16 protein-coding genes and 1 pseudogene are annotated in these 20927 nt (G+C 74.7%); 7 read left to right on the top strand and 10 right to left on the bottom strand.

Features of this window, described 5'->3' with window-relative positions:
* A partial coding sequence (locus tag ACWJ6R_RS10410) for an MFS transporter (RefSeq protein ID WP_449062012.1) occupies positions 1-534 on the bottom strand: 534 nt, incomplete at its 3' end.
* 153 nt (positions 535-687) lie between these two features.
* On the opposite strand from ACWJ6R_RS10410, the gene pcaB reads away from it, so the two are divergent.
* Positions 688-2067, top strand: a complete 1380-nt coding sequence (pcaB, locus tag ACWJ6R_RS10405) for a 3-carboxy-cis,cis-muconate cycloisomerase (RefSeq protein ID WP_449062011.1) — start codon at positions 688-690, stop codon at positions 2065-2067.
* A gap of 129 nt (positions 2068-2196) precedes the next feature.
* Positions 2197-3186, top strand: coding sequence for a LacI family DNA-binding transcriptional regulator (locus tag ACWJ6R_RS10400; RefSeq protein WP_449062010.1), 990 nt, complete (start codon positions 2197-2199; stop codon positions 3184-3186).
* Positions 3187-3390: 204 nt separating this feature from the next.
* Here the strand turns inward: ACWJ6R_RS10400 and ACWJ6R_RS10395 are convergent, their stop codons facing one another.
* The 3 genes from ACWJ6R_RS10395 to ACWJ6R_RS10385 form a co-directional block, all read right to left on the bottom strand.
* Positions 3391-3792 (bottom strand): response regulator, encoded by a 402-nt coding sequence (locus ACWJ6R_RS10395; RefSeq protein WP_449062009.1) that lies wholly within the window; start codon positions 3790-3792, stop codon positions 3391-3393.
* A 189-nt stretch (positions 3793-3981) separates the two neighbouring features.
* Positions 3982-4503, bottom strand: coding sequence for a GNAT family N-acetyltransferase (locus tag ACWJ6R_RS10390; RefSeq protein ID WP_449062008.1), 522 nt, complete (start codon positions 4501-4503; stop codon positions 3982-3984).
* 82 nt (positions 4504-4585) lie between these two features.
* Complete coding sequence (locus ACWJ6R_RS10385) at positions 4586-5782, bottom strand: MFS transporter (RefSeq protein ID WP_449062007.1); 1197 nt, start codon at positions 5780-5782, stop codon at positions 4586-4588.
* A gap of 1309 nt (positions 5783-7091) precedes the next feature.
* Here ACWJ6R_RS10385 and ACWJ6R_RS10380 point away from each other — a divergent pair.
* Positions 7092-9065, top strand: a complete 1974-nt coding sequence (locus ACWJ6R_RS10380) for an ABC transporter ATP-binding protein (RefSeq protein ID WP_449062006.1) — start codon at positions 7092-7094, stop codon at positions 9063-9065.
* A 19-nt stretch (positions 9066-9084) separates the two neighbouring features.
* Here ACWJ6R_RS10380 and ACWJ6R_RS10375 read toward each other — a convergent pair whose 3' ends face one another.
* The 5 genes from ACWJ6R_RS10375 to ACWJ6R_RS10355 all read right to left on the bottom strand — a co-directional run bounded on the left by ACWJ6R_RS10375 (position 9085) and on the right by ACWJ6R_RS10355 (position 14238).
* Positions 9085-10752 (bottom strand): hypothetical protein, encoded by a 1668-nt coding sequence (locus ACWJ6R_RS10375; RefSeq protein ID WP_449062005.1) that lies wholly within the window; start codon positions 10750-10752, stop codon positions 9085-9087.
* Entirely contained in the window at positions 10749-11105 is a 357-nt protein-coding gene (locus ACWJ6R_RS10370; RefSeq protein ID WP_449062004.1) for a GtrA family protein, read from the bottom strand. The genes ACWJ6R_RS10375 and ACWJ6R_RS10370 overlap by 4 nt, the downstream gene beginning before the upstream one ends.
* Positions 11024-12031 carry a glycosyltransferase gene (locus ACWJ6R_RS10365; protein ID WP_449062003.1) on the bottom strand — a complete coding sequence of 336 codons (1008 nt, stop codon included), beginning with the start codon at positions 12029-12031 and terminating at the stop codon, positions 11024-11026. The genes ACWJ6R_RS10370 and ACWJ6R_RS10365 overlap by 82 nt, the downstream gene beginning before the upstream one ends.
* Before the next feature lie 191 nt (positions 12032-12222).
* Positions 12223-13680: a peptidoglycan D,D-transpeptidase FtsI family protein gene (locus ACWJ6R_RS10360; protein ID WP_449062002.1), complete on the bottom strand. Its 1458-nt coding sequence runs from the start codon at positions 13678-13680 to the stop codon at positions 12223-12225.
* A 177-nt stretch (positions 13681-13857) separates the two neighbouring features.
* Positions 13858-14238, bottom strand: coding sequence for a MerR family transcriptional regulator (locus ACWJ6R_RS10355; RefSeq protein ID WP_449062001.1), 381 nt, complete (start codon positions 14236-14238; stop codon positions 13858-13860).
* Between the two features lie 146 nt (positions 14239-14384).
* Between ACWJ6R_RS10355 and ACWJ6R_RS10350 the strand changes: the two genes are divergently transcribed.
* Positions 14385-15323 (top strand): aldo/keto reductase, encoded by a 939-nt coding sequence (locus ACWJ6R_RS10350; protein ID WP_449062000.1) that lies wholly within the window; start codon positions 14385-14387, stop codon positions 15321-15323.
* 149 nt (positions 15324-15472) lie between these two features.
* Here the strand turns inward: ACWJ6R_RS10350 and ACWJ6R_RS10345 are convergent, their stop codons facing one another.
* Positions 15473-16123 (bottom strand): TetR/AcrR family transcriptional regulator, encoded by a 651-nt coding sequence (locus tag ACWJ6R_RS10345; RefSeq protein ID WP_449061999.1) that lies wholly within the window; start codon positions 16121-16123, stop codon positions 15473-15475.
* Between the two features lie 71 nt (positions 16124-16194).
* Between ACWJ6R_RS10345 and ACWJ6R_RS10340 the strand changes: the two are divergent.
* From ACWJ6R_RS10340 to ACWJ6R_RS10330, 3 genes and pseudogenes are all read left to right on the top strand, one after another.
* Positions 16195-17506: pseudogene (locus ACWJ6R_RS10340) on the top strand (GH1 family beta-glucosidase).
* 297 nt (positions 17507-17803) lie between these two features.
* The gene (locus ACWJ6R_RS10335; protein ID WP_449061998.1) at positions 17804-20395 is read left to right on the top strand and encodes a nitrate- and nitrite sensing domain-containing protein; all 2592 of its coding nucleotides are present in this window, start codon (positions 17804-17806) and stop codon (positions 20393-20395) included.
* Positions 20376-20801, top strand: coding sequence for a roadblock/LC7 domain-containing protein (locus ACWJ6R_RS10330; RefSeq protein WP_449061997.1), 426 nt, complete (start codon positions 20376-20378; stop codon positions 20799-20801). The genes ACWJ6R_RS10335 and ACWJ6R_RS10330 overlap by 20 nt, the downstream gene beginning before the upstream one ends.
* The last annotated feature ends 126 nt before the right edge of the window (positions 20802-20927 follow it).

Here is a 20927-nt window from a genome sequence, read left to right as displayed (position 1 = left end):
CCGCGCGCGCGGCAGCGCGGCCAGCGCGGTGGCCCCGCGCCAGTCGTACCCGGTGGCGTGTTCGAGCGGGACCGTCAGCCCGGAGGCCGCGGCGGCGCCGAGGACCAGGCCGGAGACGTAGACGCCGGTGAACGGGCCGACCCGCGTGGGGAAGTGCTGCTTGACGATGGCCGGCATCACCACGTTCATGATCGCGATGGCGGTGCCGGCCACGGCCGCGCCCGCGTACAGCGCGGCGACGCTCCCGGCGCTGCGCAGCAGCAGTCCGGCGGCCAGCACCAGCAGCCCGGCCAGCAGCGTGCGGTCCAGGCCGAACCGGCGGGCCAGCAGGGGGGCGAGCGGGGCCAGCACCCCCAGGCAGACCACCATCACCGTGGTGATCGCGCCGCCCTCGGCCGGGCTCAGCCCGAGATCCTCCATGATCTCGTCGAGCACCGGCGAGATCCCGGCCAGGGCAGGCCTGAGGTTGAACGAGGCGAGCACGAACCCTGCGACCAGCAGGAACCAGGACAGGCGGACCCGGGGCTCGGACATCGCCCTACTTTCGCACACGCCCCGTCGGCGGACTTTCGCACACGCCCCGTCGGCGGGCGCCGACGGACCGGGACGGACGCCGGCCGACGGGCCGTCCCGCGCCTCCGGAGGCCCCGTGACACGCTGGAGGTACGCAAGCGGGAGGTGGGCGACATGATGTCAGCAGGACCGGCGGGGGCGTCGGGACCGGCCGGGCTGTTCTCCGGGACGTCCGCACGCGGCGGGGCCGCCGCCGAGGTGACGGACGCGGCCTGGCTGGCCGCGATGCTGGACGTGGAGGCGGCGCTGGCCCGCGCCCAGGCCGGGCTCGGCCTCGTCCCCCGCGAGGCGGCCGAGGCGGTCGGGGCCGCCTGCGATCCGGAGCTGTTCGACCTGGCCGAGATCGGGCGCAGGGCCGCCGACAGCGCCAACCCGGTGGTCCCGCTGGTCGCCGCGCTGCGCGAGCAGGTCCCCTCCGGGCTGCGCCGGTACGTGCACCACGGCGCCACCAGCCAGGACGTCAACGACACCGCCGCGATGCTGGTGGCCCGGCGCGCCCTCGCCCAGATCCTAGACGACCTGCGCGCCGCCGCCGACGCCTGCGCCCGCCTCGCCGGGGAGCATCGCGGCACCGTCATGGCCGGGCGCACCGTCCTGCAGCAGGCCGTGCCGATCACCTTCGGGCTGAAGGCCGCCGGGTGGCTGACCGCGCTGCACCGCTCGCACACCCGGCTGGCCGCGCTGCGCCTGCCCGTCCAGTACGGCGGCGCCGCGGGCACGCTCTCCGTCCTCGGGGAGCGCGGCCACGAGGTGCCGCCCCGGCTCGCGGCCGAGCTGGAACTGGCCGCCCCGATCCTGCCCTGGCACGCCGACCGGACGCCGGTCGCCGAGCTGTCCTGCGCGCTGGGCGTCACCGCCGGTGTCCTCGGCAAGATCGCGACCGACGTGAAACTGCTGGCCCAGACCGAGGTGGCCGAGGCCGCCGAGCCCTCGCCTCCCGGCCGGGGCGGTTCCAGCGCGATGCCGCACAAGCGCAACCCGGTGGGCGCGGTCTCCGTGCTCGCCTGCGTCCAGCGCGTCCCCGGGCTCGTGGCCTCCGTGCTGGCCGGGATGCCCGTCGAGCACGAGCGTGCCGCCGGATCCTGGCAGGCCGAATGGGAGACCGTGGGTGAACTGCTCCGCCTGACCGGGAGCGCCGCCTCCTGGCTCGGCGAGCTCCTGGAGGGCCTGACCGTGGACGCCGCCCGGATGCGCGCCAACCTCGGACTGACCCGGGGCCTGCCGATGGCCGAGAACGTCGTCGCCCGCCTCGGCGGCACACCGCAGGCCCGCGCCGCGGTGGACGCCGCCTGTGCGCGCGCCGTCGAGGAGGGCCTGTCCCTGCGGGAGGCGCTGCTCGCCGATCCCGGGGTGGGCCTGGCGCCGGAGGACCTCGACGCCGCCCTCGACCCGGCGCGCGCCCTCGGCTCGGCCGGCGCCTTCGTCGACCGTGCGCTGGAGCACGGAGGATGCCTACTCGTGACGGACGCGCGGAGCGCGCAGGAGGACTCGTGACGGACGCGCGGAGCGCGGGGGACGCCGCCCGCCGTGCCGTGCCGGGCGGCGACCGCGTGGACCGGCCGCCGGCGACCGGAGCGTGGTGAAGACGTTGTCCGGGGGCGCGGCCTGGGCCATGATCGAAATGTGACAGAGAGCATCCGGGGCCGACCCACCATGAAGGACGTCGCGGCGACGGCCGGGGTGGCGCTCAAGACGGTCTCCCGCGTCGTCAACGCGGAGCCCGGGGTCAGCCCCGCCACCACCGAGAGGGTCGCCGCGGCCATCGAGCGGCTCGGTTACCGGCGCAACGAGAGCGCCCGGGTGCTCCGCCGGGGCCGGACGGCGAGCATCGGACTGGTGATCGAGGACGTCGCCGACCCGTTCTACTCGGAGATCACCCGGGCGGTCGAGGACGTGGCGCTCCACCACGGCTCGCTGGTGCTCAGCGGCTCCTCAGGGAAGGACCCGGGACGCGAGCGGGAGCTCGTGCTCGCCTTCTGCGCGCGGCGGGTGGACGGACTGATCATCGTGCCCGCCGGGACCGACCACGACTACCTGCGGCCCGAGCTCGACGCGGACGTCGCCGCCGTCTTCGCCGACCGCCCCGGCGGGCTGGACTCCGACACCGTGCTCTGCGACAACGTCGGCGGCGCGCACGCCGGAGTCACCCATCTGATCCGCCACGGCCACCGCAGGATCGCCTTCCTCGGCGACCGCACCACCATCTTCACCGCCGCCGAACGCCTGCGCGGCTACCGCCGGGCGCTCGCCGACGCGGGCCTGCCCGACGACGGGACGCTGATCGCGACGGGCCCGCCGGAGCAGGCCGGGGCCGCGCTGGAGCGGATGCTCGCCGAGCCGGACCCGCCCACGGCCGTGTTCACCGGCAACAGCCGGATCACCGTGGCGCTGCTGCGCTCCGGCCACCGCCCGCCGCTGGTCGGCTTCGACGACTTCGAGCTGGCCGATCTGCTGACGCCCGGGGTGAGCGTGGTGGCGCAGGACCCCGCCGGCCTCGGCAGGACGGCCGCCGGGCTGCTCTTCCACCGCCTGTCCGGCGGCACCGGTCCCGCCGAGCGGATCGAGCTGCCGACCCGGCTCATCCCCCGCGGTTCGGGCGAGCTGCGGCCCTGACGCGCGGCCGGGGTCCGTCCGGCAGGAGATCCGCCCGCCGGGGACCGCTTCCCCCCCGCCGAGCCGCGCACATCGGGGACCGCTTCCCCCCCGCCGAGCCGCACACGCATGCCGCGGAGGAACCGGGCGCGGCTCGGCCAGGGCGGCTGCTGCTGCCGCGACCGCGACCCCGACGGCGACGGCGACGGCGACGGCGACGGCGGATCAGGCTCCCTGATCCGGACCGAAGCCGGGCTGTGCCACGCGGGCGAGCATGCACTTGACCCGCGCCACGAACTCCTCGTGGTTGAAAGGCTTGATCATGTAGTCGTCGACGCCGGCCCGGAAGGCGGCCTCCATGTCCTCCTCCCCCACCCGGACCGTCAGCATCATCACCGCGACCCGGTCCCCGCCGGGCATCGCCCGCAGTCTGCGGCACACCTCGGGACCGGCCAGCCCCGGCATCACCCAGTCCAGGATCACGGCGGCGGGCATCTCCCGGGCTGCGATCTCCAGGGCCGCCTGCCCGTTGTCGGCCATCACGACGTCGTGCCCGAACCGCTTGAGCACGAGACCCACCACGAACTGCACGTCCGGATCGTCGTCCACGACCAAAACCCCGGTCATCGCTCCACCGTTCAAAGACTCTCGGGGTCCGCCCCCGTTCCCGCGTCATCGGCCGGGCCCGCCTCTCCGCGGATCGCCCGGTCGTCCAACGGTCCTACCCAGTCTCCGCGCACGTTCCGTCTCCGGAGGAGAAAACTTCCGAAGGCCCCGGCGCGGAGGCCCAGGGCGGCCGAGGGCGCCGGAACCGGATCAGCCGAGCCGCTTGTAGTAGAAGCTGCAGTCCCGGAGGGAGCCGGCCGGGTCGGCGGCGTAGTCGGGGACGACGCCGTAGCGGGTCCAGCCGGCGGCGCGGTACAGGTGGTCCGCCTCGCTGCCGGTCTCGGTGTCCAGGAGCAGGAGGGTGGCCCCCGCCTCGACGGCGGCCCGCTCGGCGGCGGCGAGCAGCCCGCGTCCCAGCCCTCGCCCCCGGGCGCGGCGGTGGACCATCAGCTTGACGACTTCGGCCCGGTGCCTGCCGTTGGCCTTGCCCTCGAAGGCGAGACTGACCGTCCCGTCGACTCCCGCGGATCCGCGGGAGACCCAGACGGCGAGGCCGCCGTCGGCCACGGCGGGCTGCCTGGCCCGCCACCAGGCCTCCGCCTCGTCCCGGCCGAGGGGGGCGAGGAACCCCAGGGAGGCGCCGTCGGCGACGGTGTCGGCGAGGAGCCCGGCGAGCTCCCGCACGCTGTCACGGAACTCCTCGGCGGACAGGCGGGTGATCGTATGCGTCATGCGGGCCTTCTGTCGGGTGCGATGCGCGGAAGGACGCGGGCGGTCCTCCGTAGGATACGGGGCGAAGATCCGGACCGTGCCGTCAGCGGGCGGAGCCGTACGGGCGCAAGGACCGGCGCAGAGCCAGCGAGCAGGCGATCGTCGCGACCCCGGCGAGGGCCATGGCCAGATGCGGAGCCGTCCACTCCGCGGCGAACCCCGCCAGCGCGGCGCCCACCGCCTGGCCGGTCATCACACCCGTGCCGAGCAGGCCGAAGGCCTGGCCCCTGACCGGTTCCGGCGTCACGTCCACGAACCGCCGCTGCAGCCCGAGCGCGTAGGAGCCTCCGGCGGCCGTGGCGAGCAGGACGAGCAGCGCGGTCCCGGCGAGTCCCGGCTGGAACGCGAAGCCGAGCAGGGGCACGCCCCCCGCCACCGCGAGCGGCAGGGCCAGCCGCTCCCGCCCCTCCGGGGAGACGAACCGGCCGACGGCGAAGCCGCCGAGCGCCAGGCCCGCGGACGCGGCGGTGAGCGCGATCCCGGCCGTGCCGCCCAGGTAGGGGACGAGCACGGCCTCGGCGCCCGTCACGAACGAGACCGGGAGCCACTGCGCCAGCAGCAGCCCGCGCACCCGCGCGTCGGCCAGCAGCGCCCGGTTGACCCGCAGCGTCTCCCGTACGGCGCCGCCCTCGCCGGTCCTCCGGCCGGGCACGTCCGGCAGCCCGGCCCGCAGGACGAGCGCGGCGGCGGCGGACAGCCCGGCGGTGACCAGCAGGGCCCCTTCCGATCCGGTGGCGGCGAGCAGGCCGCCGCCCAGGGCGAGCCCGCCGATCTGGGCCCCGGCCGCCGTCACGTTCAGCACCGACCTGGCGAGCACGAACGCGTCCCCCGCCAGCAGGTCGGGCAGGAGCGCGGTGCGGGCCGCTCCGAAGACCGGGGAGAGCACGCCGGTGGCCAGGACCAGTGCGAGCATCGCCCAGACGGGCATCCCGGCGAGGGCCAGCAGCAGGCAGGTCGCCACCCTGACCAGCTCTCCGGCGATCATCAGCGGGCGCGGCCGGACCCGGTCGGCCAGAGAGATCAGGAAGGTGCCGCCCACGACGTAGGGCAGGAAGCCGAGCATGTACGCCGTCGCCGACAGGCCCGCGGAGCCGGTCCGCGCGTGCACCAGCGCCGCCAGGGCCAGCATCTTGACCTGGTCGCCGGCGACCAGGAGCGCGAAGCTTCCGAACAGTACCCGGAAGCCGTCCGCGGCGAAGACCTCGCCGTAGGTCGCGCCGCGCTCTCGTGTGGTCGTCATGCACCCGATGCTCGGGGAGGCGCCATCGGCGGGCTAATGTTTCGGGTATCCCCGAAAGCTCCCGCGCAGGCGCGTTCCCGCGGGACGGACAGGAGGCACCCGTGGTCTACCGGATCGAGGTCAGCTCCGGGGACCTGGTGGCGAGCCGGTTCGGGATCTCCCCGCTCGTCACGACCAAGCAGGCGCTCTGGGTGCTGTGCGGGAAGAAGGAGGCCGGGCCGTGGCGGGCCTGGGCCGACCGGATGCGGGAGCCGTACGGCCGGCTGCTGGCCGAGGAGCCGGGGCTGGGGCCGATGACCGTGCTCTTCCGCGACCACGCCTACAACGCCGACTTCCCCGCGCCGCCGCCGGTCGGCGTGAACACGCCGATCGAGGAGGAGCTCGCGGTCGTGCGCGCCACGCCGGTCGCCCAGGCGCACGAGGAGATCGCCCGCAACCTGGAGGGCATGGCGCGCCCGCCGGAGGAGGTCGTCCGGGTCCTGTTCTCGCCGGACGTGGTGACGCTGTTCGCCGACGCGCTCCAGCGGGCCTGGGAGGAGATCGTCGCCCCCGCCTGGCCGCGCTTCCACGCGATCCTGGAGCGGGACGTGGTCCAGCGGGCGGGCCGCCTGGCGACGTACGGCTGGGCGGCGGCCCTCGACGACCTCGCGCCCAAGGCGCGCTGGCTGCCGGACGGCGTCATCGAGGTCCACTCCGGCTCCGGCTCCGGCTCCGGCTCCGGCTCCGATGAGACGTTCCGGCTGGACGGCCGGGGCGTGCTCTTCCTGCCGTCGGTCTTCCCCCTCGGAATCGGCTCCTACTTCGAGGACGCCTGGCCGTACGCGCTCGCCTACCCGGCGCGCGGCATCGGGATCCCGCATGAGCCCGGCGGCGGCGCGGCCGGGCTGGCCGGGTTGATCGGCCGGACCCGGACCCGCGTCCTGCTGGAGCTGGCCGTACCGGCCACCACCAGCCGGCTCGCCGTCCTGCTCGGCCTGGGCCTGGGCACCGTCGGCGGCCATCTGGCGGCGTTACGCGGGCCGGGCTGGTCGCCCGGGCCCGCACCGGCCGCAGCGTGCTCTACCACCGGACCGCGCTCGGCGACGCGCTGGCCGGTCCGTCGGAGACCGGCCCGCCGGCGGACACGGACCGATGACGCCCGTGCTCCGTTCCCGGTGGATCCGCGGCGGCGGCGCGTGCATCGGCGCAGGTGTCTCATGCCGGACAGCTCCGGGCCATGGCGGCCTCCGGCAGGGCGATTCAGACTGCCAGCATGGCGGACACCTCTCCGGACCCTGTCCCAGAACCCGGCAGCCCAGAACCCCGCGGCATGGACCCCGGCGGCTCGGAACCCCGCGAATCCGGACCGAACACCGCGAAGTCCCCCACCCCCGGCACCCGCGCCCCTGACACCGACACCGACACCGACACCGACACCAACAGGCCCGGTGTCCCGGAGCTCGGCGAGATCAACCTCACCGACTGGTACGCGCACGCGGACAAGCTGGTCGGCGTCGGGTTCCTGACCGTCGCCCGGCGGCTGCCCGCCCTGGTGGCCCAGGCCGTACGGCTGGCCTGGCTGGCCAGTCCCCGCGACACCGCCACCACGATCGCGCTGAGCCTGCTGAGCGGCGTCTTCACCGCGTTCGGCCTGCTCGCCACGACCGGGGTGCTGACGGCCCTGTTCGAGGCGGGCCCCACCCCGGAGCGGGTCAGGGCGGCCCTGCCCAGCCTGGTCCTGGTGGGTGTGGCCGCCACCCTGCGCACGCTCACCCAGGCGGGCGCGGGCTGGGCGCAGTCCCGGCTGGACCCGCAGGTCAGCCGGATCGCCGAGGAGCGCCTCTACGGGCTGACCAGCCGGGTCGGCCTGGCCGCCTTCGACGACCCCGACTTCCACGACGCGCTGCAGCGGGCCAGGGCGCGGGGCGTGTCCATGGCCGACGTGGTGGTCGGCACGGCCATCGACGTGCTGACCGCGGCGATCGGCATCGTCGCGGCCGCGGGCGTGCTGGGCGTCCTGCACCCCGTGCTGCTGCCGCTGCTGGTGCTCGCGGTGCTGCCCGACGCCTGGGCGGCCGTCCGGGCTGCCCGCATGCGCTACACCACGATGTACCGGCTGATCCCCGCCGCCCGGCGCAAGTGGATCACCGCCGAGCTCCTGGCGGACCGCGAGCCGGCGGCCGAGGTTCGCTCGTTCACCATGCGCGGATTCCTGATGCGGATGTACGACAGGGTCTCCAGGGCCGAGCAGGCCGTCCTGCTGGACCTGGCGCGGCGGCAGACGTTCACGCGGGTGCTCGGCGAGGGGCTGAGCGGGGTGGGCACCGCCCTGGTCTACGTCGCCCTCGGCCTGCTGCTGGCCGCCGGGGCGGTCCCGCTGGCCGTGGCGGGCACCGCCGTGCTGGCGATCCGCTCCGGGCAGACCTACCTCGCCAACCTGATGTACGCCATCAACCGGCTGTACGAGGAGGGGCTCTACTTCACCGACTTCCTCGAGTTCTGCGCCGACGCCGAGGCCCGGCTGACCTCCGGACGCCCCGGGCCCGTCCCGGAGGGGTTCGAGCGCATCACCGCCGAGGACGTCGTCTTCACCTACCCGGGATCGGATTCCCCCGCCCTGCAGGGGGTCTCGGTCCATCTCGACCGGGGCGAGGTGGTCGCGCTCGTGGGCGAGAACGGCTCCGGCAAGACCACCCTGGCGAAGATCCTGTCCGGTCTCTACGAGCCCGACGGCGGGCGCGTCCGCTGGGACGGCACCGACCTGTCCGAGGTGGACCCCGACCGGCTCCGGCGGCGCATCGCGGTCATCGCCCAGGACCACACCCGCTGGCCGCTGACCGCCCGCCAGAACATCACCATGGGTACGGACAAGGGGGAGCCCGCACTGGTCGCGGCGGCCGAGGTGGCCGGGGCCGACCAGGTCGTGGCGGACCTGCCGCACGGCTACGACACGCTGCTGGACCGGCGGTTCAAGGACGGCCAGGAGTTGTCGGGCGGGCAGTGGCAGCGGATCGCCGTCGCCCGGGGCTTCCACCGGGACGCCCCCCTGCTGATCTGCGACGAGCCCACCGCCGCCCTCGACGCCCGGGCCGAGCACGCGCTCTTCGAACGCGTCCGCGAGCACGCCGGCGGCCGTACCGTCCTGCTGATCACCCACCGGCTGGCCAGCGTCCGCTACGCGGACCGGATCTACGTCCTCGACCACGGCAAGGTCACCGAGGAGGGCACCCACGCCGAGCTGATGGAGCTCGGCGGCCTCTACGCCGAGCTGTACGGCCTGCAGGCCCGCGCCTACTCCCCCTGACCGGCCGGCGGGCCCGCGCCTACTTCTCCTGACCGGCCGGCGGGCGGCCGCCGCGCGCCGGAGAGGCGGAGCCGGGTGGGGGCGGGGTGCGGGGCCGCCGGACGACGACCCCGCCCACCCGGTGGAATCGGGCGACCGAGACGTTGATCCAGCTTCCCGGGTGCCGGGACGGCTCGCGGAGCCGCGCCATGCGCAGGCGCCGGTAGGGGATCATCGTCTCGCCCCGGGCCCGCGCCTCCTCGATCGCCGCGGCCTGCGCGTCCCAGGCGGCCGACCGCTCGGCCATCCTCCTGCCGAGGTTCCCGAGGTCGGCCGCGCAGCCCGCGACGACCGCCAGCGCGACGAGGCACGAACCGGCGCCCAGGACGCCCGGCGGCAGCGGGCCCCGCCGTCCCCCCGAGAGGGCCGCGGAGAGCGGCCCGGCGGCGAGGAACCCGTAGCAGGCCGCCGCGAGGACGAGCACGGTGTTCGAGTTGAACCAGGCCCGGTAGGCCACCCACTCGCCGGGCGGCCCGTAGCCGTACCTGAGCGCGTACTGCACGGCGAAGACCGACAGCAGGGCCGCCGCGGCGGGGAGCGCCAGAAGCCAGGCCTTCTCCGCGCGGGACCGGAGCGACCATCGCGGCCGTCGATGCCATCGCCGCCCGCCGCCGGTCAGCAGGCCCGCCAGCACCCCGATCGCCAGGGCCGCGAACGGCGCGGCGCCGAGCAACATGCGCTGCAGCGCCGCCCCGGACATCACGAGAGCGTCCTGGAGGAGCTGCGGGTCCAGGGCGCCGACGCCGGGGGGACGCCGCCTGCTCCCGCCGGGTGACAGCGAGAGCAGGGCGAGGCCGCCGAGCAGTCCCGCCGCCAGCGCCAGCGCGAAGGAGGCCGCGTAGGCCGCCCTTCCGCGCAGGACCGCGGAGGTCGCCAGGACGAGGCCGGTCAGGGCCAGCCACATCAGGGTGATCGCCTCGCTCGTCGTGCCCAGGAAGCAGCCGGTGAGCAGCGCGGCGGCGCAGACCGCGGTCCTGCGGCCCCCGCTGCGCGCCCGTACGGCGATCCCGGCCAGCGCCAGGATCACGGCGGGGGGCACCACGTGCGAGACGACGCCCGGGATCCAGAAGAGCGTCTGGTAGGCGCGGGGCTGGGTCAGCAGGGCGATCCCCGCCAGGCCGGGTCCGACCAGGAGCGGGACCGTCCGCGTCGGAGCGAATCCCAGCCGCCGCAGCGCTCCGTGGCAGGCCAGGGCCACGGCCGCCGAGAGCATGCCGTAGGTCACGATCCCGCAGGCCCGCATCCCCAGGTCTGGATCGGTGTAGGCGATCCCCGCCAGGAACGCGTTCCCCACCCGTCCGGTGAGGCGGTCGTGGAACTCGGCCACGATGCCCGGGATCCCGCCCTCGCGGGTGAAGACGATCAGGCGGTAGTCGTCCGACGCCGGCCGTACGTGGGAGCCGAGGAACGCGATCGCGCAGCCCAGCCCGAGCATCGGCAGGATCACCGCCCACGCCTGCCGCACGGGACGGGCGAGGACCCGCGGTGCGGGGAGCCGGGGCGGCCGGTGCCCGGCTCCGCCGGAGCCGCCGCCGGGTTCCGCGACCGGATCCTCCACCCCGCCGGGTTCCGGGACCGGGTCTCCCACCCCGCCCGGTGCCGTAGCCGGGTCTCCCGCCCCGCCGGGTTCCGGGACCGGGTCCCTCATCCCGCCCTTCCCCCGGCGCGGCCGTTCCGGGCCGACCCGAACACCCATCGCTTCAGCAGCGCGAACCGGAGGAACACCATCGTCATGGCGGCCGCCACCAGGGCGAGGCTCTCGCCGCCGCGGTGAAGATCCGGGTGCAGGGCCGTGGCGAGCCGGACCGCCGCGGTCGTCACCAGGTAGGTGAGGACGAAGAGCGTCCCGGCCCGGGCGTGCGTCCGCAGGTCCGGCCCGCCGGCCCGGTTGAAGGTCCACCTCCGGTTCGCCTCGATGTTCACCAGCGAGGTGACCGCCAGCGCGACCAGGTTCGCCGCCTCGGGCGGGGACACGTCGCGCAGCGCCCAGTACAGGAGCACGTGCAGGGCGGTGGACACCAGCCCGACGGCGGAGAACAGCAGGACGTCCCAGGACCTCTCCATCCGGGGTCCGCGGAGCACCGCGTCCGGATGCGACGGGCGCAGCACGGGAACCGGCGGGATCTCCACCCGGGCCTGCCCGCGCGAGATCGCGCGCGACACCCGGGCGAGCCCCCGGAAGTCGCCGCGGCCGTCTTCCACACGTCGACCCGCGAGTCGGCGTCCTCCACCCAGTCGACCGGGATCTCCACGATGCGGGCCCCGTTGTACTGGGCCACCAGCAGCAGTTCCGTGTCGAAGAACCACCCGTCGTCTTCGACCCGGTCCAGGATCGGCCGGACGACGTCCGTCCGGGCGGCCTTGAACCCGCAGGTCGCGTCGGTGAAGTCGGCGGCGAAGCCGACCCGGAGCATCCCGTTGTACAGCCGGGATATCAGTTCCCGCCGCGCCCCCCGCTCGATGCGCGAACCACCGGCCAGCCGGGTGCCGATGGCGATCTCGCAGTGCCCCGAGGCGACCGCGCTGACCAGGGGGAGCAGCGCGTGCAGTCCCGTGGACAGGTCGACGTCCATGAACGCGACGATGTCGGCGCCGCTGTCCCGCCACGCCGTCTTGACGGCGATCCCCTTGCCGCGCCGCTCCAGTCTCCGGGCCCGCACCCCCGTCATCGTCCGGGAGAGCCGCTGGGCCGTCTCCCAGGTGGAGTCGGTGCTGCCGTTGTCGACGATGGTGACCGTCCAGACCAGGGGGAAGAAGTCCGTCAGGAAGCGGTGCACGGTCCGGATGCACCCGGGCAGGGCGCGCTCCTCGTTCAGGACGGGGATGACGATCTCCACGGAGGTGAGGCTCCGCGCCGTCCGCCGCCCGTCGTACCACCGCTTTCCGTCCCCGGACAGGACCGCACGGCGCATCTCCGTCGCGTCCACGATTCACCCCGTCCCCTGATCAGGCCCGTCACGGATGAATCCTGGCTCCCCCGTGCCACCGCCTCATCGGATACGCGGTTCCATCGATGATTCATGGCCCAGCCTTTGCCGGCTCCTCCCGCCGCGCGCGCGGGCGCCGTCCCGCCCGGGTGCTCCGAGCCGGGCCGTCCCCGCGACGGCCGGAGAGGAGGTCACCCCAGTACGGCCTGCATGATCGCCCTCGCGATGGGCGCGGCCACCCGGCCGCCGGAACCGCCTCCCTCGACGACGACCCCCACCGCCACCCGGGGGTCCTCCGCCGGGGCGAAGCCGGTGAAGACGGCGTGGTCCCGCCCGGCGTTCTCGGCCGTCCCGGTCTTGGCCGCCACCTCGGCGTCCGGGAGGGCGGCGGCGCGGCCGGTGCCGCCCGGCCGGGTGACGCCGGTCATCATGGCGGTGAGCCGCCGGGCGTCGCGGAACCCCAGCGCGCGGCGGTAGCGGGACGGCTCCGCCTCGGCGATCACCGTTCCGTCGTCGAGCCGGATCTCCCGCACCAGGTGGGGGCGCATGAGCGAGCCGTCGCCCGCGACCGCCGCCGAGAGCATGGCGAGCACGAGCGGGGTGGCGCGGTCGTCGAACTGGCCCAGCGCGGACATCGCGGTCTGTGCCCGGTCCATCCCGGCCGGATAGACGCTCCGGGCCACGGGCATGGGCACCGCGAGGTCGCCGTCGTTGAACCCGAACGCCTCGGCCCGCTCGCGCAGCGCGTCCTGGCCGAGGTCGAGGCCGATCATCGCGAACGGGGTGTTGCAGGAGATCTTGAACGCGTAGGCCAGGGACGGCAGGCCGTCGCCGCAGGCCGTTCCGCGGAAGTTGCGCAGGCGGGCGGAGGCGCCCGGGAGGCGGAACGCGGCGGGGGCGGCGACGTGCATGCTCGGCCGGTAGTCGCCCGAGGCGAGCGCGGCGGCGGCGGTCACGATCTTGAAGGTGGATCCGGGCGGATAGGTCTGCCGGATCGCCCGGTTCAGCAGCGGGCGGCCCGGATCGGCCTGCAGCCGCCGGTCGGTCCGGTCGAGTTCGGCGAGGTCGGGGGTGGTGTAGAGGTTCGGGTCGTAGGACGGATAGGAGGCCATGGCCAGGATCGCGCCGGTCGCCGGGTCGATCGCGACGGCGGCCCCGGGCCGGCCGGTGGCGCGCAGCCCCTCGTAGGCGGCCCGCTGCGCCCGCCCGTCGATCGTGAGCCCGACCATCGCGCCCACCGGGGCGGTCCCGTCCACGATCGAGTGGATCTTCACCCGGGGGTCGGTCCCGGAGAGCGCCGCGTCCTCGGCCTGCTCGATCCCCGTGGCGGTGTAGAACGACAGGTGCCCGGTGACCGGCGCGTAGACGGGCCCTTCGGGGTAGACCCGCCGGTACCGGTGGCGGCCTCCGTCTCCCCGGTCCCGGCGGCTGGTCGCGACGACGGTGCCGTCGCGCAGCCGGATCTCCCCTCGGGGGCGCTCGAACCGGGCGGTCAGCGTCCGCTGGTTGTGCGGGTTCTCCCGCAGTCCGGCGGCGTCGAACACCTGGACCCAGGTCGCCTTCCCGAGCAGCGCGAACAGCATCACCCCGCACGCCACGGCGACGTGCCTCAGCGGGATGTCGATCCGTCGCGCGCGCGGTGCGGCCATGGGCCCCCTCCCCGAGGTCCGGCTTCCGGTCTAACAGCCGACCCGGAAAGGGCCCCCCGCCGCACGGCAAAAGCCCCGTACGGCCCGCGTCACGACCGCCCGCACGCCCCGCCGTACCACGGACCGGACCACCTCACGACCGCCCGCGGCCCGCCCGTACGCCCCCGCCGTACCGCCTCACGACCGCCCGCGGCCCACCCCGACCACCCCGCGGTAGTAACCGATCTTGTTCCGGATCGCGGTCTGCTTCTCCCGCAGGTTGTCCACCTGGGCCTCCACCCGGCGGTCGTGCGCCTCCAGCAGCGCGATCCGATCGCGGATCGTGTGCTCGCCCTGCCGGGTCAGCTCCGCGAAGCGGAGCATCTCCGCGATCGGCATGCCGGTGTCCCGAAGGCACCTGATCATGCCCAGCCAGCCGATGTCCTCCTGGGTGAAGCGGCGCTGACCGGCGGCGTTGCGGCCGATCGGCTCCAGCAGCCCGATCCGCTCGTAGTAACGCAGGGTGTCGAGGCTGAATCCGGTCTCCTCGGCGACCTGTCCCGGGGTGTACACGCTCATGCCCGAAAGCATGGCACCTGGAGCGGGCTCCAGGTCAAGCTTCCCGGACGCCGCCGAAGCGGCTTGAGCGGGCTCCCGGTCAGGCTCGCCGGCCGCCGCCGAAACGGCTTGACATGGAGTGCGCTCCAGCTCGCACGCTGTGCCGTATGACACACATCCCCCTTGCGCTGGGCACCATCCCCTTCGGCTCCGTCGTCGACGACGGCACGGCTTTCGCGATCATGGACCGCTTCACCGAGGCGGGCGGCGCGCTGCTGGACACCTCCAACAACTACGCCTTCTGGTACGACGGGGCGACCGGTGACGAGAGCGAGCTGGCCATCGGCCGCTGGCTGGCCTCGCGGAGGAACCGCGACCGGGTCGTGATCAGCACCAAGTGCGGCGCCCGGCCGACCGTCCCCGGCGACCGCACGCTCGGCTCCGCCGAGGGCCTGTCGGCGCGGGCCGTCGAGGCCGCGATCGAGGGCAGCCTCCGCAGGCTCGGGACCGACCGCGTGGACGTCTACTGGGCGCACATCGAGGACCGGTCGGTCCCGCTGGCCGAGACCCTCGCCGCCTTCGACGGGCTGGTCCGGGCGGGCAAGGTGCGGGAGACCGGGGCCAGCAACATCCCCGCCTGGCGGTTCGAGCGCGCCCGGAACACCGCCCGGGAGAACGGCTGGACTCCCTACACCCACCTGCAGCTGCGCCACTCCTACGTCCGCCCCCGGCCCGGAGCCCCGCTCCAGCCCGCCGGGCACACGGTGGTCAACGACGACACCCTCGACTACCTGCGCGAGGAGCCCGGCGTGACCCTGTGGGCGTACAGCACGCTGATGAGCGGCGGGTACACCCGCCCCGACCGCCCCTTCGACCCGGCCTTCGAGCACCCCGGCACCACCCGGCGCCTGGCCGTACTGCGCGAGGTCGCGGCCGAGCTGGGCGTCACCGTGAACCAGGCGGTCCTGGCCTGGCTGATCGGCGGTTCCCCCGCCACCGTCCCGATCGTCGGCGTGAGCACCCTCGACCAGCTCGACGAGGCGCTCGGCGCGCTGGACGTCAAGCTCGACGACGAGCTCCGCGCCCGGCTGGACGCCGTCTCCTGACGGGATCCCCGCCGGGACCCGGAAGCGGGTTCCGGCCGGAACCCGGCAGAGACATCCGGCCGGGCCCGGAAGGCGACGCCCGGCCGGAACCCGGCAGGGGCATCCGGCAGGGGCATCCGGCAGGGTCCGGAAGGGTCCGGAAGGCGGGGCTACGGCAGTCGGGCGGCGAGGTAGCGGCGGACCATGAGCTTGCACTCGTCGATCAGCTCGGGGTCGCCTTCCGGGCGGGTCCGAAAGGCGAGCTTGAGCACGGCGTCGGCCGCCTCCACCGCGACGACCAGCGCCCGGTCCAGCTCCGCCCCCGCCGGGGCGCCGAGCAGCTCGATGCTGATCCCCCGGAGGCGGTCGGCCACCACGACGTTGTTCTCCAGCGCGGTGTCGAGCATGCGCTCGGTCCCCCGCAGCGCCGGGCCGCCCGGTGCGTACAGCACCTCGCCGAAGTCCACGACGCCGAAGCCGGGGGTGGAGCGCTTCATGGCGACGAACTCGTCGATGGCCAGGTCCACCATGCCGGTCCAGTCGGACGGCTCGGCGTCGGCGAGCCGGGTGGTGATCCGCTCCAGGAACGCCTCCAGGTTCCGTACGGCGAGCGCGCGCACCAGGCCCTGCTTGTCGGAGAAGAACTGGTAGAAGGTGCCGATCGGCACCTCCGCGCGGCGCGCGACCTCCTTGGTGGTCAGCGCCTCGTAACCCACCTCGTCCAGCAGCCTGGCGCACTCGTCCAGCATGCGCTCGACCCGTTCCACGCTCCGCCGCTGGGCGGGGCGACGGCGCAGCGTTCCCCCGGAGACGTTCGTCATTGCCTCATCATCCCCCATCGGGCCCTCCCACGAGCTAACATGAGCAGCACTCATACAACCGGGAGGTGAGGATGTTCCTCTGGGGTGCCGCCACCGCCGCCTACCAGATCGAGGGCGCCGCCGCCGAGGACGGCCGGGGCCCCTCCGTCTGGGACACCTTCTCCCACGAGCCCGGACGGGTCCGCGACGGCCACACCGGCGACACCGCCTGCGACCACTACCACCGCTGGCCCGAGGACGTCGCGCTCCTGGCCGGCCTGGGCGTGGACTCCTACCGCTTCTCCATCGCCTGGCCCCGGGTCCAGCCCGGCGGCCGCGGACCGGCCAACCCGCGGGCTCGACTTCTACGACCGGCTGACCGACGCCCTGCTCGCGGAGGGCATCGTCCCGGCCGCGACCCTGTTCCACTGGGACCTGCCCCAGCCCCTCCAGGACGCGGGCGGCTGGCTCTCCCGCGACACCGCCTTCCGCTTCGCCGACTACGCCGCCCTGGTGGCCGACCGGCTCGCCGACCGGATCCCGATGTGGATCACCCTGAACGAGCCCTTCGTCCACATGGCCTTCGGCTACGCCACCGGCGTGCACGCCCCCGGCCAGGTCCTGCTCACCGGAGCCCTCCCTGCCGCCCACCACCAGCTCCTCGGACACGGCCTGGCCACGGCCGCGCTCCGGGCGCGCGGCGCGGAGCGCGTGCTGATCACCAACAACTGCACCCCGGTCTGGCCCGCCTCGGCCGACCCCGCCGACCTGGCCGCCGCCGACGCCTACGACGTCCTGCACAACCGGCTGTTCAACGATCCGGTCCTGCTCGGGACCTACCCCGACCTCGACGCGTACGGCACGGCGCTGGACTGCGTCCGCGACGGCGACCTGGAACTCATCTCCGCCCCGCTCGACGGGCTCGGCGTCAACTACTACAACCCCACCCGGATCGCCGCCCCCGACGCCGAGGCGGCCGCGCTCGGCCTGCCGTTCACCGACGCCGGGATCACCGGCCACCCCGTCACCGCCTTCGGCTGGCCCGTCGTCCCCGACGGCCTGCACGAACTCCTGACCGGCCTGAAGGCGAGGTACGGCGACGCCCTGCCCCCGGTCTACGTCACCGAGAACGGCTGCTCGCAGCCCGACGAGCCCGGCCCGGACGGCACGGTCGACGACCGGGAGCGGATCGCCTACCTCGACGGGCACATCGCGGCGATGGAACGAGCCGCGGCCGAGGGGGTGGACGTCCGCGGCTACTACGTCTGGTCGCTGCTGGACAACTTCGAGTGGGCGGAGGGCTACCACCAGCGGTTCGGTCTGGTCCACGTCGACTTCGCCACCCAGCGGCGCACTCCCAAGGCGTCCTACCACTGGTTCCGAGAGCGCATCGCCCGGCACTGAACCCGCCACTGAACCCGTCGCCGAACCTGTCATCGCACCTGTCATCACACCGGGTGCCGGGCTCGGTGCCGGGTCCGGCACCGCCGGCCGCTCCGGCCCTCTCCCTCGGTGACGGCGCCTTCATCCACAGTGATCAATCGATATCCAATCTTCGCAATCGGCATCTTGAGCCCATTCCGCCACAGCGGCATAGTGGGGCAGATCACAGCGCACCCCCGTCGCGGCCGCGATCCTCGGGGGGCCGACCGCTGCCGGCGGCCGCCCCCGCGCAGGACCGCGCGGAATTGGACACGATGAATGAGCACCCCCCGGCCGATCCGCACGAAGCTCCTCGCAATCCTTCTGATCCCGCTGGTCTCCCTGGTCGCCCTGTGGGGGTACAACGCCTACTCCACCGCCGTCCAGATCTCCGGCATCGCCCAGAGCCAGAGCCGGTGGCAGGAGATCGGCGCTCCGGTGCAGCGGCTGGTCGGGGAACTGCGCCGGGAGCGGCAGCTGTCCGCCGAGGCCGCCGGGCGCACCGGGAGCCGGGCGGTGCTCCAGGAGCAGCGGCGGGCCACCGACGGAGCGGCGGCCCGCCTGCGTGAGCTGGCCGTCTCCATCGGCCTGCAGGACACGGCGGACACCGGTGACACCGCCGCCGGCGACGCCGCCGCCGGCATGCGCTCCCTGCTGGAGGCCCTGAACGGGCTCGGCGTGCTGCGCTCCTCCGCCGACGGCGGGCAGACCTCCCCGCTCCAGGTGACCGAGGGCTACAACACCCTCGTCGGCCTCGCCCAGCGGCAGTTCAACACCGCCGAGACGCTCACCGACGTGCCGTCCTACCGCATCATCCGCGGGCTCTCCTCCTACTCCGGCGCCCCGGAGTACATCGCCCGCCAGCGCGCCGTCCTCACCGTCGCGCTGGCACGCGGCGAGATGACCCCGGCCGAGCACACCGCCTTCGTCGCGGCGATGACCGGCCGCAGGCTCGTGCTCGCCAACGCCGAGCGCGACATGGGCCCCGAACTGCGGGCGATGCACCGGGAGCTCGCCGCGAGCACCACCTACCGGCGCTTCCAGACCGCCGAGGACGAGATCGCCGCCTGGGCCGGAGGCGGAGCACCGCCGGTGGACGGCGCCGTGTGGAACCGGGACTCCGAGTCCGTCCTGGCCGCCTTCGACTCCAACGTGCAGCGGGAGCTGGTCCGCGCCGGCGCCAAGGGGGACACGCTCAAGTCCGCGGCGCTGTGGCGGATCGGGCTGGTCCTGGGCCTGGGCCTGCTCGCCGTCATCGCCTCGATCGTGCTGTCCTACCGGTTCGGCCGCTCCCTCGTCGACGAGCTGACCCGGCTGCGGGCCTCGGCCGCGGAACTGGCCGAGGAGCGGCTGCCCCGGCTGGTCGAGCGGCTGCGCAAGGGCGAGGACGTCGACCCGGCGGCCGAGGCCCCCGAGCTGGCGTCCTCGCAGACGGCCGAGGTGGACGGCGTCGTGCGCGCCTTCTCGGCCGTCCGGCGGACCGCGGTGGAGGCCGCGGTCGGCCAGGCCGTGCTCCGCAAGGGCGTCGGCCAGGTCTTCCTCAACCTCGCCCGGCGCAACCAGGCCCTGCTCCACCGCCAGCTCGCGCTGCTGGACGCGATGGAGCGCAGGACCGAGGACCCCGAGACGCTGGAGGACCTGTTCAAGGTCGACCATCTGACCACCCGCATGCGCCGCCACGCGGAGAACCTGATCGTGCTGTCCGGCGCGGCGCCCGCCCGCCGGTGGCGCGACCCGGTGCCCGTCTTCGACGTGGTGCGCGGCGCCGTACTGGAGGTCGAGGACTACACCCGCGTCACGGTGCTGCCGATGCCCGACGCGCCGCTGCTCGTCGGCGGCGCGGTGACCGACGTGATCCACCTGGTCGCCGAGCTGATCGAGAACGCCACCGCCTTCTCCCCTCCGGGCACCGCGATCCACGTCCGCGGCATGCCGGCGGCCAACGGCTTCTCCATCGAGGTCGAGGACCGCGGCCTGGGCCTGGGGCAGGTCTGCGTCGACACGATCAACGGCCGCCTCGCCGACCCGCCGGAGTTCGACCCGGCCGACAGCGACCGGCTCGGCCTGTTCGTCGTCTCCCGGCTCGCGGCCCGGCACGGGATCCGGGTCGTGCTGCGGCCCTCCCCCTACGACGGCGCCACGGCGATCGTGCTGCTCCCCAACGCCATCCTCACCCATCCCGGCTCGCCGTACGACGCGCCCCCCGCCCGTACCGACCGCCTGACCCGCGGCGACGGGCCCCGCCGGGCGCTGAGCGCCGTACCGGACGCGGTCCCCACCGCGTCGCTCCACACGATGCCCGCCGAGCTGCCCGCCACGTCGCCCGACGCGATGCGGGACACGGTCCCCGCCGCGTCACCCGACGCGATGCGGGACACGGTCCCCGTCGCCGTACCCGACGCGATGCGGGACACGGTCCCCGCGCGTCACCCGACGCGATGCGGGACACCGGCGCCGGCCCCGGCGCCCCGATCGCTCTTCACGCCGCTGGAGACCCCGCCCCCGCAGACTCCGCAGGCCCCGGCCCTCCCGGCCCGCCCCGGGGCGGAGATCGGGAGCCCTCTCCCCCCGCGGCTCCCCCCGCAGCGCGAGCCGGTCCCCGACGACCCCCACGACCTCGGCGACCCCGACGACCTCGACGGACTGCCCGTCCGGGTACGGCAGGCCAGCCTGGCCCCCCAGCTGCGCCGGTCGCGCCCGGCGGAGCGGCCCGCCCCCACCGACCGATCGCCCGAGGAGATCCTCAACCGCATGTCGTCCATGCAGCGCGGCTGGCAGCAGGGCCGCAGTCAGACCGAGCGGCACAGCGAGCCGTGGAACGGCCCGCGGAACGGAAAGGAGGGCCACCCCGATGGCCGACCCCAGATCTGAGCTCAGCTGGCTGCTGGACGACCTCACCCGGCGCATCCCCGGGATCCGGCACGCCATCGTGCTGTCCTCCGACGGCCTGGCCATGGGCGGGTCCCAGGGCCTGACCAGGGAGGACACCGAACACCTGTCGGCCATCTCCGCGGGCAGCCACAGCCTCGCCCAGGGGGCGGGACGGCACTTCGGCCTCGGCGGCGTGCGGCAGACCATCATCGAGCTGGAGGGCGGGTTCCTGTTCGTCACCGCGGCCGGGCAGGGCGCCCGGCTCGCCGTGCTCGCCGCGCAGGACGCCGACCTCGGCATGGTCACCTACGAGATGGCCCTGCTGGTCAAGCGCGTCGGCGACCACCTGTCCGCGCAGCCGAGGACCGCGGCTCCGGCGCCGGCCTGGAACGGCGCGCGGCCGTGACGGGAGACGATCCGGGCCCGCTGGTCCGGCTCTACGGGCTGACCGGCGGCCGGGCCCGCCCCGCGGGCGAGTCCTTCGACCTGGTGGCCATCGTCACGACCGAGGCCACGGCCACGCCCGCGACCT

The sequence above is a fragment of the Planomonospora algeriensis genome (assembly GCF_977012225.1).
The sequence above is the reverse complement of the archived record's forward strand: the minus strand, read 5'-3'. Positions and strand labels throughout refer to the sequence as shown.

Coding starts and splice junctions, on each gene's coding strand:
- ACWJ6R_RS10330 (WP_449061997.1), top strand. CDS start 20,376: ATGGCCGACCCCAGATCTGAGCTCAGCTGGCTGCTGGACGACCTCACC.
- ACWJ6R_RS10350 (WP_449062000.1), top strand. CDS start 14,385: ATGACACACATCCCCCTTGCGCTGGGCACCATCCCCTTCGGCTCCGTC.
- ACWJ6R_RS10345 (WP_449061999.1), bottom strand. CDS start 16,123: ATGACGAACGTCTCCGGGGGAACGCTGCGCCGTCGCCCCGCCCAGCGG.
- pcaB (WP_449062011.1), top strand. CDS start 688: ATGATGTCAGCAGGACCGGCGGGGGCGTCGGGACCGGCCGGGCTGTTC.
- ACWJ6R_RS10335 (WP_449061998.1), top strand. CDS start 17,804: ATGAGCACCCCCCGGCCGATCCGCACGAAGCTCCTCGCAATCCTTCTG.
- ACWJ6R_RS10390 (WP_449062008.1), bottom strand. CDS start 4,503: ATGACGCATACGATCACCCGCCTGTCCGCCGAGGAGTTCCGTGACAGC.
- ACWJ6R_RS10380 (WP_449062006.1), top strand. CDS start 7,092: ATGGACCCCGGCGGCTCGGAACCCCGCGAATCCGGACCGAACACCGCG.
- ACWJ6R_RS10385 (WP_449062007.1), bottom strand. CDS start 5,782: ATGACGACCACACGAGAGCGCGGCGCGACCTACGGCGAGGTCTTCGCC.
- ACWJ6R_RS10360 (WP_449062002.1), bottom strand. CDS start 13,680: ATGGCCGCACCGCGCGCGCGACGGATCGACATCCCGCTGAGGCACGTC.
- ACWJ6R_RS10395 (WP_449062009.1), bottom strand. CDS start 3,792: ATGACCGGGGTTTTGGTCGTGGACGACGATCCGGACGTGCAGTTCGTG.
- ACWJ6R_RS10375 (WP_449062005.1), bottom strand. CDS start 10,752: ATGAGGGACCCGGTCCCGGAACCCGGCGGGGCGGGAGACCCGGCTACG.
- ACWJ6R_RS10355 (WP_449062001.1), bottom strand. CDS start 14,238: ATGAGCGTGTACACCCCGGGACAGGTCGCCGAGGAGACCGGATTCAGC.